A 17724-nucleotide genomic window follows, 5' to 3' on the forward strand; every position below is an offset into this window, starting at 1 on the left:
TTGTGTTTATAAAAATGTGCTTGTTATAGTTATGTAAAAACGGTTCTTGGAACCCCAAACAGCCTTAAACATTCCCAGGAACTGACATATTCCATTTCTGAACCGCATTTTTTACAACGTCCAATTGACTGCTTGGGAAATACCTTACTAAGGAAATGGATCAGAGGATTTTCTTTCGGTGGATTTACATCGGTAATAGTGATCACTTTATCACTCTGACGTTTAGATTCTTTGATCAATTCCTTTAGTTTGGGAATCAAAGAACCTTTGCGGCCGCTGCTTAAGAAACCATAGCCGCGTTTTGTGTTGAAGTAGCGAGGAGGAATATGCATCATAAACCGACGCAGAAATTCCTGGCCCGTAAGTTCCATCGTTTTAATCTCATTGTTGTCTCGATAGTCTTTATATTTGAATTTCACGATCCCGTTTTCGTAGGATACGATCCGGCTCTCAGTAATCGCTACTCTGTTGACATAACGTCCAAGGTAATCAATGACGTGTGATGGATCGCCGGTAGATTCACGGATTTCGACGTTCCATTGCTTTTTATCAGATTCTTGAATGGCCTCATTGAGTTTACTTTTATCAAAGGTATCGTCCGATGAGAAGTGTTCTTTGAGCCGTGACATGAATTCGTTTTTGAAGTGAGCAGCGAGTTCTTTGACAGGGAACAGGAATGTCTTGCCATCTCTGGTTGTTTTCTTTGGGGTCACCCACTCTCCTGAGTCAGACAGAGCACCGGCACAGAAGACGACATGGATGTGGGGATGAAGATCAAGTTTTTGTCCCCAGGTATGAAGAGCACAGTAAAAGCCAGGCATTCCGCCAAGGTACTTTGGGTTGGCGGAAAAATCAAGAAGAGTCTGCCCGACACTGTCAAACAGGCAATTGTACATGAATTCAGGGTCATACAGACAAAGTATGTTGAGTTCAGAAGGAATGGTAAACACAATATGAAAATACTCGGCATCTAACACGTATTCCTGCTGCTTTTGAGTCCATTTAAGACGAGCAGCAGTGCCGCAGCAGGGACAGCAGGCGTTGTGACAGGAGCCGTTGTGGTATTCGGTATGACCGCAGTGAGGGCAGAAGGACATGGCAATTCCTTTCTGCTCGGTATGACATTCGCGAATATCTTTAAGGACCTTGGCGTTCTTATAGCTCAGTTGATCGAGGACCAGGTTGCCATTTTCGATCTGGTCAGATATGATCTCTCTGAAAAAGAAGGTAGTATTATTTTCTGCCATTATTTTTTCCTTTCCAGCTCTCACAGGGAGAGCCAAAGTCAGCCAGATCTTTTTCATCTAAGCGGATGTATCTGGCTGTTGAAGCGATAGAGGAATGCCCCATGGCTTCTTTTAAAGCGAAGAGACTGCAGTTATCTTTGGCCATGTGGGTGGCGAAAGAAACACGCAGACTGTGGAACCTGTGACTGGGAAGATAGAAGTCGAAAGCCTGGATGTATTTCTTAAAACTCTGAGACAGGGAATCGGAGCTGAGATGACGTCCAGGCTTTTTTCCTTGGAAGACGAATTCGTCAGGCTTAGGAGTAACAGGATGGTTGTAAAAGGCGTACTTATAGTAGTCGTTAAGAGCCTCCTGAGTCATTTTGGAGTAATGGACACTGCGGGTCTTGTTGCGCTTTGAATTGTGAATGGTAATCAAAGCGTCCTTTTTATTGAAATCACTGAAACGAAGAGAAACAACTTCAGAAACCCGCAGGCCGCAGTCATAACCGAGAAGGATAGCGGCTTTTAAAAGAGGATTTGTACAGGAGTCAATAAGGATGTTGATCTGGGAGTGAGTGAATCCGGGAGTGGGGGCGGGATTGCGGTGAAGAGCTTTAGGCATGAGCTTAGAAGGGATACTGAGTCCAAGGACAGATTCATAGAAGAATCGGATAGCGAAGACAGCGCCATCAATAGTTGAAGGAGCGTAGGAGGAGTTTTTCTTAAGCCATATGAGGTAGTCTCTGGCGGCAAAGGGAGTGAGGAGGCAGACGTCAGAGGGAGAAGCGTGATTGAGAAAGCGGACGATCCAGGCATGGTAAGCAGAGCGAGTGCCTTTTTGAAGGTTGCGAAATTCAGTCATCTGGTCAAAGAGAGCGAGAGCTTCAGAATGAGTCATGGTGAGAGTTCCTTTTCGAATAAGTCAGGTAGAGAGCAATAAGGAACTTCGTAAAAGTAATTCCATATTTAATGCTACACATAATTCCCATAATTGATTTTCTCAGTCCGACCGAATCCACTGAGACAAAACTGTGTTTCTGATTTTAGCTTCCATTCGTTCTATACTTTAACCGAAGAACTCGTTTTCCTTTGGAGGTATGGATAATGAAGAAAGCCTACGAACCCAGTGATGAAGTTAATTACTACCTTGAATTCTACAATGCCATGCAGGACAGCTTTGATGAACCAACAAATCGAAAAGCTCTTGCCTGGATCTGCGAAAAGTGTGGATACGGAACTCAGCACTATGTCCAGACCGTTACCCATACTGACCCTAAAACGATTGAGCGGGGCAGAAAAGAACTTCATGGGGAGGTTCCAACTCCAGAGCAGGGACGCCAAAGGCTCAAGGGATCAGGCCGTAAAACAGTCATAGACCATCACCCAGAGATTTTGGATGACCTTCATATGATCATTGACGACCATACCTATGGCAATCCGATGAATCCATTGTCATGGACCACTCTTTCTGAATCCAAAATTTCCGAAAAATTCATGGAAGAATATCAGATTTCTGTCTCCCCTTCTGAAGTTGGCATTCTCCTTGAAAAAGAAGGATATAGCCGTCAGAACAACAAGAAGATGCTTCAGGCAGGCAAACCGCATCCAAACCGTGATGAACAGTTTCAGACGATTAACGCGACCGTCAAAGAATTCCTTGACGCGGGGGACCCAGTCATCTCCGTAGATACAAAGAAGAAAGAGAACCTTGGCAATTTTAAAAATAACGGTACGGAATACCGGCCGGCTCATGATCCCAGACTTGTTTTGGACCATGACTTTCTGGATAAAGAACTTGGAAAGGTCAATCCTTATGGGGTCTATCTTCTCAATAACAATACAGGGTTTGTAAATCTGGGAACAGATCACGATACGAGTGATTTTGCCATAGAAAGTATCCGCAGATGGTGGAATACTGTCGGAAAACCGACCTTTCCAAATGCAAAGCGCCTATACATCAACTGTGATGGTGGAGGAAGCAACGGAAGCAGATGCCGTTTATGGAAAGAAGATCTGGCTAAACTCGCTGAAGAAACAGGACTGGAGATCTGGGTCAGCCATTTTCCTCCTGGAACAAGCAAGTGGAACAAGGTCGAACATCGGCTGTTTTGTTATATCACCCGAAACTGGGAGGGCAAACCGCTTTATGATATCGAGACAGTAGTTGAGCTTATCAGCTCAACAACGACAAAAACCGGACTGAAGGTTAAATGCGTTGTAGACGATCACGAATATCCAATTGGCAAAAAGGTATCGGATGAGGAAATGTCCAAAATCGACATCACACATTTCGGGAATGAAGCACATTGGAATTATATAATCAAGGGGCTTAAGTCTGAATAAATTGGGATTTATTTTTACGCAGTTCCTAAGATAATGATATCGTACAAGATGATAAAGAACCATATGGATAAAGCTGAATATGCTTGAAAGAAAAGAACCATCCCTAGCACCCTCCCCTATCCCCACCACCCGAGGGGCGGGGGGGATGGGGGAGGGTGGTGGGGATGGGGTACACATTTGGATGACGTGTTGGTTCAATAACAAGGATGTCTTTGCGGATATCGTTAATGGCTTAATGTGGAAGGGAAAGCAGCGGATTCGACCAGAGGATCTGATCGATAAGCTTCCACGTCAAGACTATTGGTCGGAAGAGAAAGGAATGTTGTGCGAAAAAGAACGAGATGTTGTAAAGGGATGGTATGAAGGTGATATTCAAATTCTCAGCGTTGGTTTTGAAAACCAGACCAAATTTGATGAATGGATGCCATTACGAGTTTTTGGATACGAAGGAAATGAATACAACGATCAGCTTCGCAATGAAAACAAAGACAAACCATTTTATCCGGTCATTACTTTAGTTCTTTATTTTGGTGTGGATCAGCCTTGGAGAGGTCCACGTACTTTAAAAGAAGCGTTAAAGATTTCGCCGGAAATGGAGCCATATGTTAATGATTGCAAACTCAATCTCTTTGAGATTGCTTATCTGCCTGATGAAATCGTTGAGAACCTCAAAGGTGATTTCAGATTTGTTGTTGACTACTTGATTCAGACGAGAAAAAATGAGAACTATCAGGTTAGCATTCAAGAATTAGATCATCCAGAGGATACTTGGGCTTTATTAAGTGAGATTACTGGAGATCCCGGCTTTAAAATTTCTTATAATAATAACAGAGAAGGAGCACCTAAGACGATGAAACTATTTATGAGCGAAGTAAAAGCGGAAGGAAAAGCAGAAGAAAGAAAGGACATTGCGCTTCATTGTGCCAAGATGGATATGCCTGTCCAAAATATTTCTCGAATTGTCCGGGTCAGTGTTGACGAAATTGAGAAATGGATCAAAGAAGCCGGTCTGGATAAGGAAAGCCACGTTCTGCAATAATAACCAGGAATGCATAGTCTAGCCATTTTATCAAAGATGTTGATGGCTTGACTCAGATGAGAAATATCAGGTTAACATTCAGGATCCTAAGTGAGATTACTGGAAATCCTGACTAAAAATTTCAGTGTTAGGATAATAAATCAGGAACGCCTAAAATTATGAAACTATTCATAAGTGAAGTAAAAGCAGAAGGAAGAGCCGAAGAAAGAAAGGATATTGCGCTTCATTGTGCCAAGATGGATATGCCTGTCCAAAATATTTCTCGAATTGTCTGCGTCAGGGCTGACAAAATTGAGAAATGGATCAAAGAAGCCGATCTGGATCAGTAACTCTACTCGCATCATCACGCCATAGCCAGCGGCCGTTTATAATCAGGCCAATTCAGATCCAGCCAAACGCAATTGAATTGAATAATCAGGAAGGTATCGTCGGATCCCTTCCTTTTTTGGCTTCTTGGTGTTGGCAGGAGGCGTTGCCTTTTTGTTTACAATCTGCGTTTCTTTTGGTTTGTCTTTGATTTGTCGATGCTTTGAGAAAGAAGACCTTCTAAATAGACTTTTTAGGTCTTCATAAAGCTTTTCAGCACCAATATAAAAAGATCCAAACTTTCATAATGTAGTGGCTGAATGCTGCCAGAGACACTTCTGAAGCTTTGGATCTGTAAGGTAAAATGATAAATCTGTTTAAAATAAAGACTAAATGATGAGTGAATTAGGCCATCATTGCGCCATCTACCGGAAGTACAGCACCCGTAATATAGCTTGCCTGATCGGAGGCCAGGAAGACAAATGCTTTGGCAATATCTTCAGGTTCGCCGATGCGTTTTAAAGGAATGGCCTGAATCATTGGGTTGATCATCTGTTCTGGCAGGGCTTTGACCATGTCGGTGAAGGTAATGCCTGGAGCGACCGCGTTGACGCGGATGCCGAATTTACCCAGTTCGCGGGCCAGGGAAATGGTCAGGCCGTTGATCGCAAATTTGCTGGTTGGATAAGCGACCCCGGATGGCTGCCCTTCTTTGGAAACCATAGAAGAGGTAAACAGAATGACGCCATGGCCTTGTTCTTTCATGATGGGTGCTGCAGCACGGGAGCAGACATATGGAGCGATGACATTCAGGTTCATGACTTTGGTGAACAGGGATTCAGAATACTCCAAAAAGGGAGTGGCATCGGAAATGCCGGCGTTGTTGATCAGAACGTCAATGGATCCATATTTTTCCTTGATTTCAGCGAAGTCTTTATTGATGGCTTCTTCATCAATTAAATGGGTCCAGCGTCCTTCTGCGTTTGGATCGTTGTTGAGTTCGTTGAGCGCTTTGGTGACCGTTTCTTCACGGGATCCGTACAGAACGACTTTGTAGCCTTCTTTTAAGAAGGCCTGGACAGTCGCAAATCCAATGCCGCGGGTGCCGCCAGTAATAACACAAACTTTCATGAATTTAGATTTCCTTTCTGAACAAAAGAATCCGGCGCGGATGCTTTTGTTTCTAAATGGTTAACAGACTTATTTTGCATGAAAGCAATATCAAAAATCAAGGCGCGTCTTTGTCGGATCAGGCTGTTTTCGACCAGAAAATGGACCAGAGAACAAAAAAATCAGGACCCTTACGGGTCCTGACCTGGAGGAATTCAAAAAATTCCGGGTATTCGATGATTCTGACTATTTCAGGATTGTGCCTGTGTTTGGATCGAGATCAACGAGGATGTTCTTGTTGGAATCTTTATCGAAGATCTGGATGTTGTTGTTATTGAAAGCAAGAGTCACTACATCACCAACGCGTGCTTTTGTAGATGGGTCAACTGCCGCAGTGACTTGAGTGCCGTTGCAGTCTACATACAGGTTGGAAGTGGAACCGAGCATTTCGTAAACTTCAACTTTACCTTTAGCAGTGGATTCTGGGAATTTTGCCAGCATCTCTGGGTGGTCGGATAAGTCTTCAGGACGGATACCTAAAACAACGGACTGACCATTTTTGTAGCCTTTGGCTTTCAGCTTAGCGGCTTTTTCATCAGAGATCAAAATATCGTCATCGCCGATTGTCAGGTAAACTTTGTCGCCAGCTTCTTTAATCACGACGTCCATGAAGTTCATCTGTGGAGAGCCGATGAATCCGGCAACGAATCTGTTCACTGGGTACTGGTACAGGTTGGATGGGGTATCGATCTGCTGAACTTCACCATCACTCATAACAACGATCCGGTCGCCCAGAGTCATCGCTTCAGTCTGGTCATGGGTTACATAGATAATTGTGGAACCCAGTTTTTCATGCAGTTTGGAAATTTCGACACGCATCTGACCACGCAGTTTTGCATCCAGGTTGGATAATGGTTCGTCCATCAGCAGTACTTTTGGATGACGGACAATCGCACGGCCCATGGCAACACGCTGTCTCTGACCACCGGACAGCGCTTTTGGTTTACGGTCAAGCAGGCTTTCCAGACCTAAAGTCTTGGCAGCTTCGGCAACGCGGGAGTCAATTTCTTCTTTTGGCAGTTTCGCAATCTTTAATGGGAATTCCATGTTTTCGCGAACTGTCATATGAGGATACAGAGCGTAGCTCTGGAAAACCATGGCAATATCACGGTCTTTTGGATCCAGATCGTTTACACGTTTGCCATCAATGTACAGGTCACCATCGGAAATATCTTCCAGGCCGGCAACCATACGCAGGGTAGTGGACTTACCACAGCCGGATGGACCGACGAAAATAACGAATTCGCCGTCTTTGATGTCGAGGTTAAAGTCCTGAACGGCTTCGAAACCGTTCGGATATACTTTTTTAATGTGATGTAAGTTAAGTTCTGACATAAATCTCCTTGCAGCCGCCTGAAAGCGGCAGAATTCACCCTCAAAAATCAGCTTTATCTATCGGATTATTGAATGGTGTAAGCGCTCTTGCTTCATCTGAGAAAAGAATACGTCATCTGCCATACAGATACAAGAAAAAAGAGTTGAAACGTTTCATTCGGAGCTTTTCGAGACTGAAATCATCTTTTTCGGATACCTTAGGTGAAGTAAAACTGGAAGTAAAGATTGAAGGCCATAAGAGATCATCTAAATCGGATCCTTTCGACAGGCTTTTTGTGGGAATTTTGAAAGTAAAACGCTTTCATCTCTTTTGTGACCTACAATAAAGAGAGGAGCGGCGGACGAGTTGATGGCCTGAACGCAGAAAACTGGCAGCTATCTGGTTGAGAAAGAAAACGGCGCCTCAAAAAAATTTTTAAAATCTTCTTCCAGAGGGTTGCATTCAGGTAAAATTTTAGTAAATTATAGATAGATATTTAGTAAAACATTCTGGGCGGCACACCAGCCCGCCTGGTAGAAAGAAGAAAGATTATGGCTGACGTATCAATTTTAAAACTGGTGGAATACGGAGTGCAGACAGGCCTGCTTCCTGAAAGTGAACGTATTTACGCCACCAACCTGCTTCTGGACCTGATGCACCAGGATTCGATCGATGAAAACGCCTGGACACCAGATGGCAACCCCATCGACTTACCGGAAGTCTTGAAGGATCTGCTCGACCTCGCTGCAAAGCGCGGGATCATCGAAGACTCCATCACCTACCGCGACTTGTTTGATGCCAAACTGATGAATGCTCTGCTTGCCCGCCCCGCTCAGATTCAGGCAGTTTTTGACAATCTCTTTGCGGAAAATCCAAAAGCTGCAACGGACTGGTTCTATAAGCTCTCTCAGGATTCCAACTATATCCGCCGTGACCGCATTGCCAAAGATGAACGCTGGAGTGCTGCTTCTCCATATGGCGAACTGGAACTTTCCATCAATCTGTCCAAGCCGGAAAAGGATCCCAAAGCCATCGCGGCTGCCAAAAATGCTCCACAGTCCAGCTACCCAAAATGCCAGCTCTGCATGGAAAACGAAGGCTATGCCGGCCGTGTCAATCATCCAGGACGCACCAACCACCGCATTATCCCGATTACCATTAACCGTTCCGACTGGGGCTTCCAGTATTCGCCATATGTATACTTCAATGAACACTGCATCGTCTTCAACGGCAAGCACACTCCAATGGCGATCAACCACGATGCCTTTGTGAAACTGTTCGACTTTGTCGATTTGTTCCCACACTATTTCTTAGGCAGTAATGCTGATCTGCCAATCGTTGGCGGATCGATTCTCTCCCATGACCATTTCCAGGGCGGAAATCATGATTTCCCCATGGCCAAAGCAAAAATCGAAGAAGAAATCACCATTCCAGGTTTCGAGGACCTGAAAGCAGGGATTGTCAACTGGCCAATGTCTGTCATTCGTCTGCGCGGGGAAGATCGCAGCCGCATCATTGAAGCAGCTGACCATATTCTCGATACATGGCGTGGATATACGGATGAAGCCGCAACGATCATTGCCAACGATGGCGAACCACACAACACCATTACCCCAATCGTGCGCCGCCGTGGCAGCGATTATGAAATCGACCTGGTTTTACGCTGCAACATCACAAGTAAAGAGCATCCACTTGGTGTCTTCCATCCCCATGAACAGTGGCACCATATCAAGAAAGAAAACATTGGTCTGATTGAAGTCATGGGTCTTGCTGTTCTGCCGGCTCGTCTGAAGCAGGAAATGTCTGATCTGAAAGCAGCCATCCTCAACCATGAAGATCTGCGTGCCAATCCAACCCTTGAAAAACACGCCGACTGGGCTGACGAGATTCTCGCAAAGCATCCAGATCTGGATGCCTCCAATATCGATCAGATCATCCATGATGAAATTGGCTTAGTCTTCAGCCACGTTCTGGAAGATGCCGGTGTCTATAAGACAGATCAAGAAGGCCGCAAGGCATTCCACCGCTTTATCGCTGCTCTTTAATCGAGTTCAGTTTACAAAAGGCTGAAAACCACAAAAACCGCAGACTCCAAACAGCCTGGAGAACACTCCCAGGCAACATCCACCCCATCAATCCGCCCAAAACCAGCTTTTGCCTGGTCAAAGGCGGGTATGATCCGGTTTGATTAAAACCAAAAAACAGCTTGAACAGACGGACTGAAAAGCTGAATCCACGAAAGGTAGAAAAGGTAGACATCGTATGAAAATTCTGGTTACTGGCGGCGCCGGCTATATCGGCTCCCACACTGACGTTGAACTGCTCAATGCCGGTCATGAAGTTATTGTTGTGGATAACTTATACAACGCAGACGAAAAAGCATTAGAGCGCGTTGAAGAAATCACGGGCAAGAAAGTGAAATTCTATAAAGTCGATCTGCTCGACAAAGAAGCCCTGAATCGGGTCTTCGATCAGGAACAGGTGGATGCGGTCATTCACTTTGCCGGCTTAAAAGCCGTTGGCGAAAGTGTGCGCAAGCCGGTCGAATACTATGAAAACAACATTGGCGGCACCCTCAACCTGATCGACGTCATGAAAAACCATAACGTCAAAAATATCATTTTCTCTTCTTCGGCTACCGTGTATGGCGATCCAGTCGAGATCCCAATTACTGAAAAATGTCCAAAAGGCACTTGCACCAACCCCTATGGCTGGTCCAAATGGATGATCGAACAGATTCTGACGGACGTTCATACAGCCGATCCTGACTGGAATGTTTTGCTGCTTCGTTATTTCAATCCAATTGGCGCCCACGAATCCGGCCGGATTGGAGAAGATCCAAAAGGGATCCCAAACAACCTGCTGCCCTATGTTGCCCAGGTAGCCGTTGGCAAACTGAAAGAAGTGGGTGTCTTTGGCAATGACTATCCAACCCCAGATGGAACCGGCGTTCGTGACTACATCCACGTCGTTGACCTGGCAAAAGGCCACGTGGCGGCTTTAGGTCAGATTAAACACAATGGCGGTGTCAAAGTTTACAACCTCGGTACCGGCAAAGGCAGCTCCGTTCTGGATGTGATCCACGCGTTTGAAAAAGCGTGCGGCCATCCAATTCCTTATGTCATCAAACCAAGACGCGAAGGCGATATTGCGATGTGCTATGCCAACAGTGACCTGGCTAAAGATGAACTTGGCTGGCAGGCTGAATACGATCTGGATGACATGTGCCGCACTTCCTGGAACTGGCAGTCTAACAATCCAGATGGCTATCGTACAGAAGGCAAGTAATCGCCTCTGATCGCTTTCTTAAAGGCCAGAAAGGTCTTTAATTCCATCAAAGTCTTTCAATAAAACAAAATCAGACAAACAAAAGGACCGCAGGGAGCGGTCCTTTTGTTTGTCTAGAATTCAAGGTAAGCAAGCTTTTCGAATAAATCCGCGCTTTCTAACAGGATGGATTCATCAAAGGTAAAGCGGGAATCATGCAGTTCAATTGCGGTGCCTGTGCCTAAAAAGAAGAAGACACCTGGCACTTTCTGCTGGTAGGAAGCAAAGTCTTCCGCAATCATGACGGGTTTTTCTAACAACGTGAAGCCGTCAATCGTGCTGGTGATGCGTTCAACCAGCGCTTCATCGTTGTGGACCGGCGGGTAGGCATCGGACCAGTGAATGGTGATTTTGGCCCCACTCTGGTGTTCGAGTTCCTGGGCAATTTCTTCCAGGCCGCTTTTGAGAAAATGGATGGTTTCAAAATCAAACCCGCGCAGTGTCCCTTGCAGCAGGCAATGGTCAGCAACCACATTGCGAACCCGGCCGGCACTCATTTTGCCAAACTGAAGCAGGCGGTTAACCCCTTCTGGAAGACTCTTTTCCAGGGTCATCGCATAGCGGAAAAAACGCATGCCAATTTCGAGCGCATCAATGCCTTCTTCGTGGCGGGCAGCGTGAACCGCCTTGCCTTCAATGTCCACATCAATTTCAGTGGCACTGGCCATCATTGGACCGGAAATCGTTGCAATCTGGCCAGCGGGAAGAAGCGGCCATAAATGCAGGCCAAAGACAGCCGCGACATTGTACATTTCAAACAGGCCGGTATCCAGAATGGGCTGGGCTCCGCCTGGCGTTTCTTCACCGGGCTGGAAAATCAGCAGAATGTTGCAGGGCAGATCTTTATAAATCTTCTGAATGCGATGCGCCAGCAAGAGCAGATTGCTCATATGGCCATCATGGCCGCATGCATGCATGCGGCCTTCAAACTGGCTTTCAAAAGGCAGGCCGGTATTCTCTTTGACCGGCAGGGCATCCATATCGCTGCGAAAAGCGATCGTTTTTTCCTTTCCGTTATCGAAAAAAGCCGCGATGGCCGAGTCAATCGGATGGGTAATGATGCAGTCCAGCCCATCCAGCTGCTGGAGTAAATACTGTTTGGTTAAAGGCAGATCCAGTTCGAGTTCGGGAATCTGATGGAGATTGCGCCGCCAGGTCTGGAGCTGTTTCAGTTCATCGTTTCTGTTCATGGCACAAGTATAAACAGTTTCTGAAATCCTGAAAATATCCGCAGCCAATCCAAATTCAGGAAGAAATCAAATGAGCCGAAAACAGGACAAATCTTTTGTGCTTTCCAGACGAGAGGGAAGAGAAAGAGGATTTCTGAATCAGAGGATCAAAAGAGCCAGAAAGAAGAGAAGCAGTCAATTCAGAAGGAGGCGGGATAGATGGGTATCTGCAGCGAATTGGGCTGTTTTGGTGACGATAATAAAGTCATGAGTAAACAACCATCCAATTCAAAACAACCTGAATCTGCTTCTGTTCAAAAGCAGAATTCTTCCTCTATCGCCTCTGCCAGAACGGCAGGTGTCCTTCATTTCAAGCAGCCCGCTGGCGCCAAGGCTTCCCTGGTTGAAGAGCAGCACCAACAACGCCCGGTGCTTCAGGAAATCGTGGAAAATGATCGCGAAGAACACATTGAATCCGTGCGCCTTGGGGTGCTTCTTTCCATTGGTGTCGGCATTCTGAACGCCTGTACCTATGTGACCAGAGGCCATGTCTTTGCGAGTTCCCAGAGCGGAAATATCCTGTATCTGGGCCTTGATCTGGCCCAGGGCAACTTTGCGAACGTTACCAAGTATCTGTTTCCACCGATGATGTTTGCGATTGGCATCGTTATTGCCGAGCATTATAAAGACAAACCGGATTATCCGAGATGGCGTCAGATTCCATTTTTGATTGAAATCGTATTGATTACTTCGGCTTCCTTTTTACCCGACAGCTGGAATGCGCTGGCCAATCCGATTTTCGGCCTGGCAACCGGTCTGCAGACGATCACCTTTCGCAAAATCCGGCGCACCCCGGTGGCTACGATTGTCATCACCGGCAGTTTTCAGAATTCCATCACCCATCTCACGCGCTTTTTAACGGTGCATGACCGGGCGGATGCGTTTCGGGCGATGGTGTATCTGATTATCGTGCTGGCTTATTTTGCGGGGATTATTGGCGGAGCTATGCTTTGTCCCTATCTTGGCCACTATACGTCGCTGGTCAGTGCGGGGTTCCTGTTTCTTTGTACCTTTATCGCTTTGCCCGAACGATATCAGCTCGAAGAAAACAGGCGGGAAAAAGAATAAACCTGAAAATGACCCCATGCTCATCGAAAATCAAACAAAGTGGACAATCAGATGGAGACATTCTTCTCGAAAATGAATTCCTGTGTGCAGGCTTCGCCCTGCTGATATCAGCACACTTTTCTGGATGAAAGGAAGAAAAGCCGCAGGCTGGAATCTGTTCAAACCAGACAGATTCCAGTCTGCTTTTTGTTTTCCATTTCTGGCCGGAGGTCATCCTGAATATTGCTTTTTCCCATAATCAGACGATGAACTGGATTGGTTTCTTGATGAATCGTCAGTATTTCAGACGTTTTTCACCATTTTTCTGAAAAAATCAAAGTTTACATTTCAAAAACGTTGCGATTTGAGCACAGGCCGTTAGAATACGAATCATCAAATCGATGACCGGAAGGAGTACCTGTCGGAAAGTCCAAAGAGAGCCATGGCGTGGTGAAACATGGCGGCCGGAAGACAGCGAACGTGTCCGTGAGTGGAGCCGCGACAGAAATCGAGTGGTTCCCGCGACCTGGCGTTATAGGAAAGTGTCCTCTGCATTGATCAGGGGGAAGATTGGTGGTACCGCGATATTTATCGTCCTTTCCTTGGGGAAGGGCTTTTTTTTTGAAAGGGGAGATTCCTTATGCAGGAAGGCCGACGAACCCTTGAACCTTTCAAGGCTGACTGAGGACATCCAGGTCCTGTTCCTGAATGTCCAAAGCGCAAACCGAAAACCCAATTGAATCTGAACCTGTCCAACAAAAAGATGTTCAGAAAAGATCGATCGCAGGCTGCGTAAAAAAGAGCTATCAAAGGCGGTCGCAAAGAAAACCCACATGGAAATCATGTGAAGACAACTCAGGAAAACAGACACAACTAAGGAGAATACCCATTATGAGCAACTTACATAACGAAAATAAAAACTATAAGAAAATCGTCCTCGCCTATTCTGGCGGACTGGATACATCCTGCCTGATTCCATGGCTGAAAGAACACTATGGAAACTGTGAAGTGATCGCTGTTTCTGGAAACGTCGGCCAGGCCGGCGAGCTGGATGGCCTGGAAGAAAAAGCCCTGGCCACTGGAGCAAGCAAGCTGTATATCGAAGATTTAACCGACACATTTGTCGATGACTATATCATTCCATCCTTAAAAGCAGGGGCAAGTTACGAAGACTATCTGCTGGGAACTTCTTTTGCAAGACCCATCATCGCCAAACGGATTGTTGAAATTGCCAAAGCCGAAGGCGCGCAAGCCATCTGCCACGGCTGCACAGGAAAAGGAAACGACCAGGTTCGGTTCGAACTGGCGATCAAAGCTTTTGCTCCTGAAATGGACATCATCGCTCCATGGCGGTTCTGGGAGCTGAACTCCAGAGAAAAAGAAATCGAATATGCGAAAGCCCACAACATTCCTTTAAAGATTTCCAAAGAAACCAACTACTCCAAAGACAAAAACCTCTGGCATCTGTCTCATGAAGGCCTGGACCTGGAAGATCCGGCCAACGAAGCCCCAATCAATACACCGGGCTTTCTGGAACTGGGCGTGTCTCCGGAAATGGCTCCCGACAAGCCAACCACAATCAAACTGCACTTTGACAAAGGCGTTCCAACAGCGCTGGATGATCAGCCAATGACCGCCAAAGAAATCATTCTCAAACTCAACGAAGTCGGTGGAGCCAATGGCATCGGTATTCTGGATATCGTTGAAAACAGACTGGTCGGCATGAAGTCCAGAGGTGTCTATGAAACACCAGGTGGAACCATCCTGTATGCCGCCCACAAGAAACTCGAAGAAATCACGCTCGATAAAAACACGAAACACTTCAAAGAAATCGTCGGCCAGAAATTCGGTGAACTGGTTTACGACGGTCTGTGGTACACACCGCTGAGAAAAGCGTTGTCCGCATTTGTAGACTCTACGCAGGAAACGGTTACCGGGGATGTCACTTTGAAGTTATATAAAGGAAACATGATCCCGGTATCGGTCACTTCTCCATTCTCGCTGTACAACGCCGGCATGGCGACATTTGATGAAGATGACTGCTACGATCAGGCCGATTCTGCCGGATTCATCAACCTGTTTGGTCTGCCGGTTGCCGTTCGGGCAATCAATGACCAGGCCCTGGCTGAACAGACTGGAGAACATTTCTCCAGCGTTGAATAATGAGTACGCTCTGGGCCGGGCGGATCTCGAAAGGAACAGATCCTGCCGCAAACGACTTTAACAGTTCCATTTCCTTTGATAACAGACTGTACTCGCAGGATATTCTGGGATCTCTGGTGCATTCGTGCATGCTCGAAAACCAGGGCATTCTGACTAAAGATGAAAAAGCAGCCATTCATCATGGCCTGCTTGAACTTTTATCCGACATGAATGCCGGCCGCATTCAGTTTACGGATGAATATGAAGATATTCACACCTGTGTGGAGCAGCTGCTGACGGCCAAGATCGGCGATGCCGGCAAAAAGCTCCATACCGGCCGCAGCCGCAACGACCAGGTGGCGCTTGATACACGCCTGTTTGTGGTTGAACGCATCAATGAAATCAAAAACAGACTGTGCCGGCTGATGGATACCCTGGCTGATATCGCTGCCGCCAATGCCGACACCATTGTTCCAGGCTACACCCATTTACAAAGAGCACAGCCTGTGACCTTTGGCCATACGATGATGGCCTATGCCAATATGTTCAGCCGTGATATCAAGCGGCTGGAAAACACCCTCGATGTCATGGACGAATGTCCATTGGGCGCCGGCGCTCTGGCCGGAACTACCTTCGATCTGGATCGAGACTTCACTGCAAAACGCCTTGGCTTTTCCAGACCAATGTCCAACTCCATCGATGCCGTTTCAGATCGGGATTTCTGCATTGAATTTCTTTCTGATCTCTCCATCCTGATGATGCATATGTCCCGTATGTGTGAAGAGATGATTTTGTGGAGTTCCTGGGAATTCAAATTCATTGACCTTGATGACGCCTTCTCAACCGGAAGCTCCATCATGCCGCAAAAGAAAAATCCGGATATGTGCGAACTGATCCGGGGCAAAACAGGTCGGGTCTATGGCGATCTGATGGGCTTGCTGACGGTGATGAAAGGTCTGCCGCTGGCCTATAACAAGGATATGCAGGAAGACAAAGAAGCGATCTTTGATGCGTGTGACACCGTGGAACAGTGCCTGAAAGTTCTGGTTCCAATGTTAAAGACCATGAAGGTCAACAAGACCAACATGAAACAGGCCGGCCTGAAAGGCTTTATCAATGCCACAGACTGTGCCGATTATCTGGCAAAAAAAGGCATGCCTTTCCGTGATGCCTACAAACTGACCGGTCAGCTGGTGGCCAGCTGCCTCGAACAGGGAAAAGCACTGGAAGAGTTAACGCTCGAAGAGCTGCAGGCCTTATGTCCGCTCTTTGAGGATGACTTCTATCCCGCCATTGATTTACTCAACTGCGTCAACCAGCGCAAAGTCTATGGCGGCCCATCCCCACAGTCGGTTCTTGATCAGGCAGCCAAAGCCAAAGCGTTTGCCAAAGCGCATAAATCCTGATCACGATTCAAACCCATCCGGTCTGCTTTCGATCCGGCCAAAGATCCATTCCAGAAACGAATGGGAATGTTTGATTTTACTTTACATGAAGAAAAAAAGATCATAAACACAGGCTTGGCTGGCCTGTGTTTGGCTTTCTGTTCTTCCAAGGGGAGAAGCCAGAGCCAAAGGAAATAAAAACATGAAGAAAATCTATATTGATGGCCAGGCGGGAACCACCGGATTACAGATCCATGAACGGCTGAAAAACCGCCCGGACTTGCAGCTTTTAGAAATTGATCCTGCCTTGCGAAAAGATCCGCAGGCCCGCAGGGCACTGATGGAAGAAGCCGATCTGGTCTTCCTTTGCCTGCCAGATGCGGCCGCAAAAGAGGCCGTTGAACTGATGTTGGGCATGGATACCAAAATTATCGATGCCAGCACGGCCCATCGGACCCATCCAGACTGGACGTATGGCTTTCCCGAACTCGATGCACAGCACAAAAAAGCGGTTCAGAAGGCCAGACTCGTTGCCAATCCAGGCTGCCATGCCAGTGGGTTTATTTCTCTGGTGTACCCGCTCGTTTTGGGTGGATTGCTCAAACCCGATACGAAACTGACAGCCTTCTCCTTAACCGGATATACAGGGGGCGGCCGCAAGATGATTGAAGATTATGAAGGAAATAAAACTGAAGCCATGGCCAGTCCAAAAGCCTATGGCCTGACGCTCAGCCATAAGCACCTGCCCGAAATGAAAACGGTCTGCCATCTGGAACAGACCCCGTTATTTGTTCCGGTTGTCGATGACTTTGCACAGGGCATGCTTGTTTCGGTCTTCCTTGATCCAGCGGATTTAACTGAAGAAGGAAAGAAACTCACCCCTGAAAGTCTGTACCAGTTTTTTTCCAAGTGGTATGCCAACACCAATATTCAGGTTCATCCCGGCCAGCCCGCCCTTTTTTCCAACACGCTGGCGGGCAGTGATCAGATGGAACTGTTTATTAACGGCAATGAAAATGGCTATGTGCTCAATGCCCGTTTCGACAACCTGGGCAAAGGAGCAAGCGGGGCCGCTGTTCAGAATATGAACCTCATGCTTGGCCTGCCAGAATTTGAAGGCCTGGTCCTTTGAAGAGAAAAAAGAACAAACTCACACCTCTGAATCCTTTTTCAGATCCTCAAAATCTGAGCG

General features: G+C 46.6%; 14 protein-coding genes and 1 other annotated feature. Of the genes, 9 read left to right on the forward strand and 5 right to left on the reverse strand.

Features of this window, described 5'->3' with window-relative positions:
- Positions 1 to 29: 29 nt before the first annotated feature.
- Positions 30 to 1247 (reverse strand): IS91 family transposase, encoded by a 1218-nt coding sequence (locus U4956_RS08515; protein ID WP_323090167.1) that lies wholly within the window; start codon positions 1245 to 1247, stop codon positions 30 to 32.
- Positions 1234 to 2127: a site-specific integrase gene (locus U4956_RS08520; protein ID WP_323090168.1), complete on the reverse strand. Its 894-nt coding sequence runs from the start codon at positions 2125 to 2127 to the stop codon at positions 1234 to 1236. Before U4956_RS08520 ends, U4956_RS08515 begins: the two co-directional genes overlap by 14 nt.
- Before the next feature lie 206 nt (positions 2128 to 2333).
- Between U4956_RS08520 and U4956_RS08525 the strand changes: the two genes are divergently transcribed.
- The 3 genes from U4956_RS08525 (at position 2334) to U4956_RS08535 (ending at position 4940) form a co-directional block, all read left to right on the forward strand.
- Entirely contained in the window at positions 2334 to 3572 is a 1239-nt protein-coding gene (locus U4956_RS08525) for an ISAzo13 family transposase (protein ID WP_323088158.1), read from the forward strand.
- A 79-nt stretch (positions 3573 to 3651) separates the two neighbouring features.
- Positions 3652 to 4611, forward strand: a complete 960-nt coding sequence (locus U4956_RS08530) for an Rpn family recombination-promoting nuclease/putative transposase (RefSeq protein WP_323090170.1) — start codon at positions 3652 to 3654, stop codon at positions 4609 to 4611.
- A gap of 158 nt (positions 4612 to 4769) precedes the next feature.
- The gene (locus U4956_RS08535) at positions 4770 to 4940 is read left to right on the forward strand and encodes a hypothetical protein (protein ID WP_323090171.1); all 171 of its coding nucleotides are present in this window, start codon (positions 4770 to 4772) and stop codon (positions 4938 to 4940) included.
- A gap of 382 nt (positions 4941 to 5322) precedes the next feature.
- On the opposite strand, the gene U4956_RS08540 is transcribed toward U4956_RS08535, so the two are convergent.
- Together U4956_RS08540 and U4956_RS08545 are read right to left on the reverse strand one after the other, a co-directional pair.
- On the reverse strand, positions 5323 to 6048 hold the full coding sequence (locus U4956_RS08540; protein ID WP_323090172.1) for an SDR family NAD(P)-dependent oxidoreductase: 726 nt from the start codon (positions 6046 to 6048) through the stop codon (positions 5323 to 5325).
- Between the two features lie 225 nt (positions 6049 to 6273).
- The gene (locus U4956_RS08545) at positions 6274 to 7422 is read right to left on the reverse strand and encodes a sn-glycerol-3-phosphate ABC transporter ATP-binding protein UgpC (protein ID WP_323090173.1); all 1149 of its coding nucleotides are present in this window, start codon (positions 7420 to 7422) and stop codon (positions 6274 to 6276) included.
- 531 nt (positions 7423 to 7953) lie between these two features.
- Here U4956_RS08545 and galT point away from each other — a divergent pair.
- Together galT and galE are read left to right on the forward strand one after the other, a co-directional pair.
- Positions 7954 to 9447 carry a UDP-glucose--hexose-1-phosphate uridylyltransferase gene (gene galT, locus U4956_RS08550; protein ID WP_323090174.1) on the forward strand — a complete coding sequence of 498 codons (1494 nt, stop codon included), beginning with the start codon at positions 7954 to 7956 and terminating at the stop codon, positions 9445 to 9447.
- Positions 9448 to 9664: 217 nt separating this feature from the next.
- Positions 9665 to 10690, forward strand: a complete 1026-nt coding sequence (gene galE, locus U4956_RS08555) for a UDP-glucose 4-epimerase GalE (RefSeq protein ID WP_323090175.1) — start codon at positions 9665 to 9667, stop codon at positions 10688 to 10690.
- Between the two features lie 113 nt (positions 10691 to 10803).
- Here the strand turns inward: galE and U4956_RS08560 are convergent, their stop codons facing one another.
- The gene (locus tag U4956_RS08560; protein WP_323090177.1) at positions 10804 to 11919 is read right to left on the reverse strand and encodes an amidohydrolase; all 1116 of its coding nucleotides are present in this window, start codon (positions 11917 to 11919) and stop codon (positions 10804 to 10806) included.
- A gap of 198 nt (positions 11920 to 12117) precedes the next feature.
- Between U4956_RS08560 and U4956_RS08565 the strand changes: the two genes are divergently transcribed.
- From U4956_RS08565 to argC, 4 genes are all read left to right on the forward strand, one after another.
- Positions 12118 to 13026 carry a YoaK family protein gene (locus U4956_RS08565; protein ID WP_323090178.1) on the forward strand — a complete coding sequence of 303 codons (909 nt, stop codon included), beginning with the start codon at positions 12118 to 12120 and terminating at the stop codon, positions 13024 to 13026.
- A gap of 371 nt (positions 13027 to 13397) precedes the next feature.
- Positions 13398 to 13607: a binding site (T-box leader), on the forward strand.
- A 289-nt stretch (positions 13608 to 13896) separates the two neighbouring features.
- Positions 13897 to 15168 (forward strand): argininosuccinate synthase, encoded by a 1272-nt coding sequence (locus U4956_RS08570; protein ID WP_323090179.1) that lies wholly within the window; start codon positions 13897 to 13899, stop codon positions 15166 to 15168.
- Positions 15168 to 16553: an argininosuccinate lyase gene (gene argH, locus U4956_RS08575; RefSeq protein WP_323090180.1), complete on the forward strand. Its 1386-nt coding sequence runs from the start codon at positions 15168 to 15170 to the stop codon at positions 16551 to 16553. Before U4956_RS08570 ends, argH begins: the two co-directional genes overlap by 1 nt.
- A 181-nt stretch (positions 16554 to 16734) precedes the next feature.
- The gene (argC, locus tag U4956_RS08580) at positions 16735 to 17664 is read left to right on the forward strand and encodes an N-acetyl-gamma-glutamyl-phosphate reductase (protein WP_323090181.1); all 930 of its coding nucleotides are present in this window, start codon (positions 16735 to 16737) and stop codon (positions 17662 to 17664) included.
- Positions 17665 to 17724: the final 60 nt, after the last annotated feature.

Origin of the sequence: Allobaculum sp. JKK-2023 (genome assembly GCF_034745455.1) — a bacterium.
GTDB lineage: Bacteria > Bacillota_I > Bacilli_A > Erysipelotrichales > Erysipelotrichaceae > Allobaculum.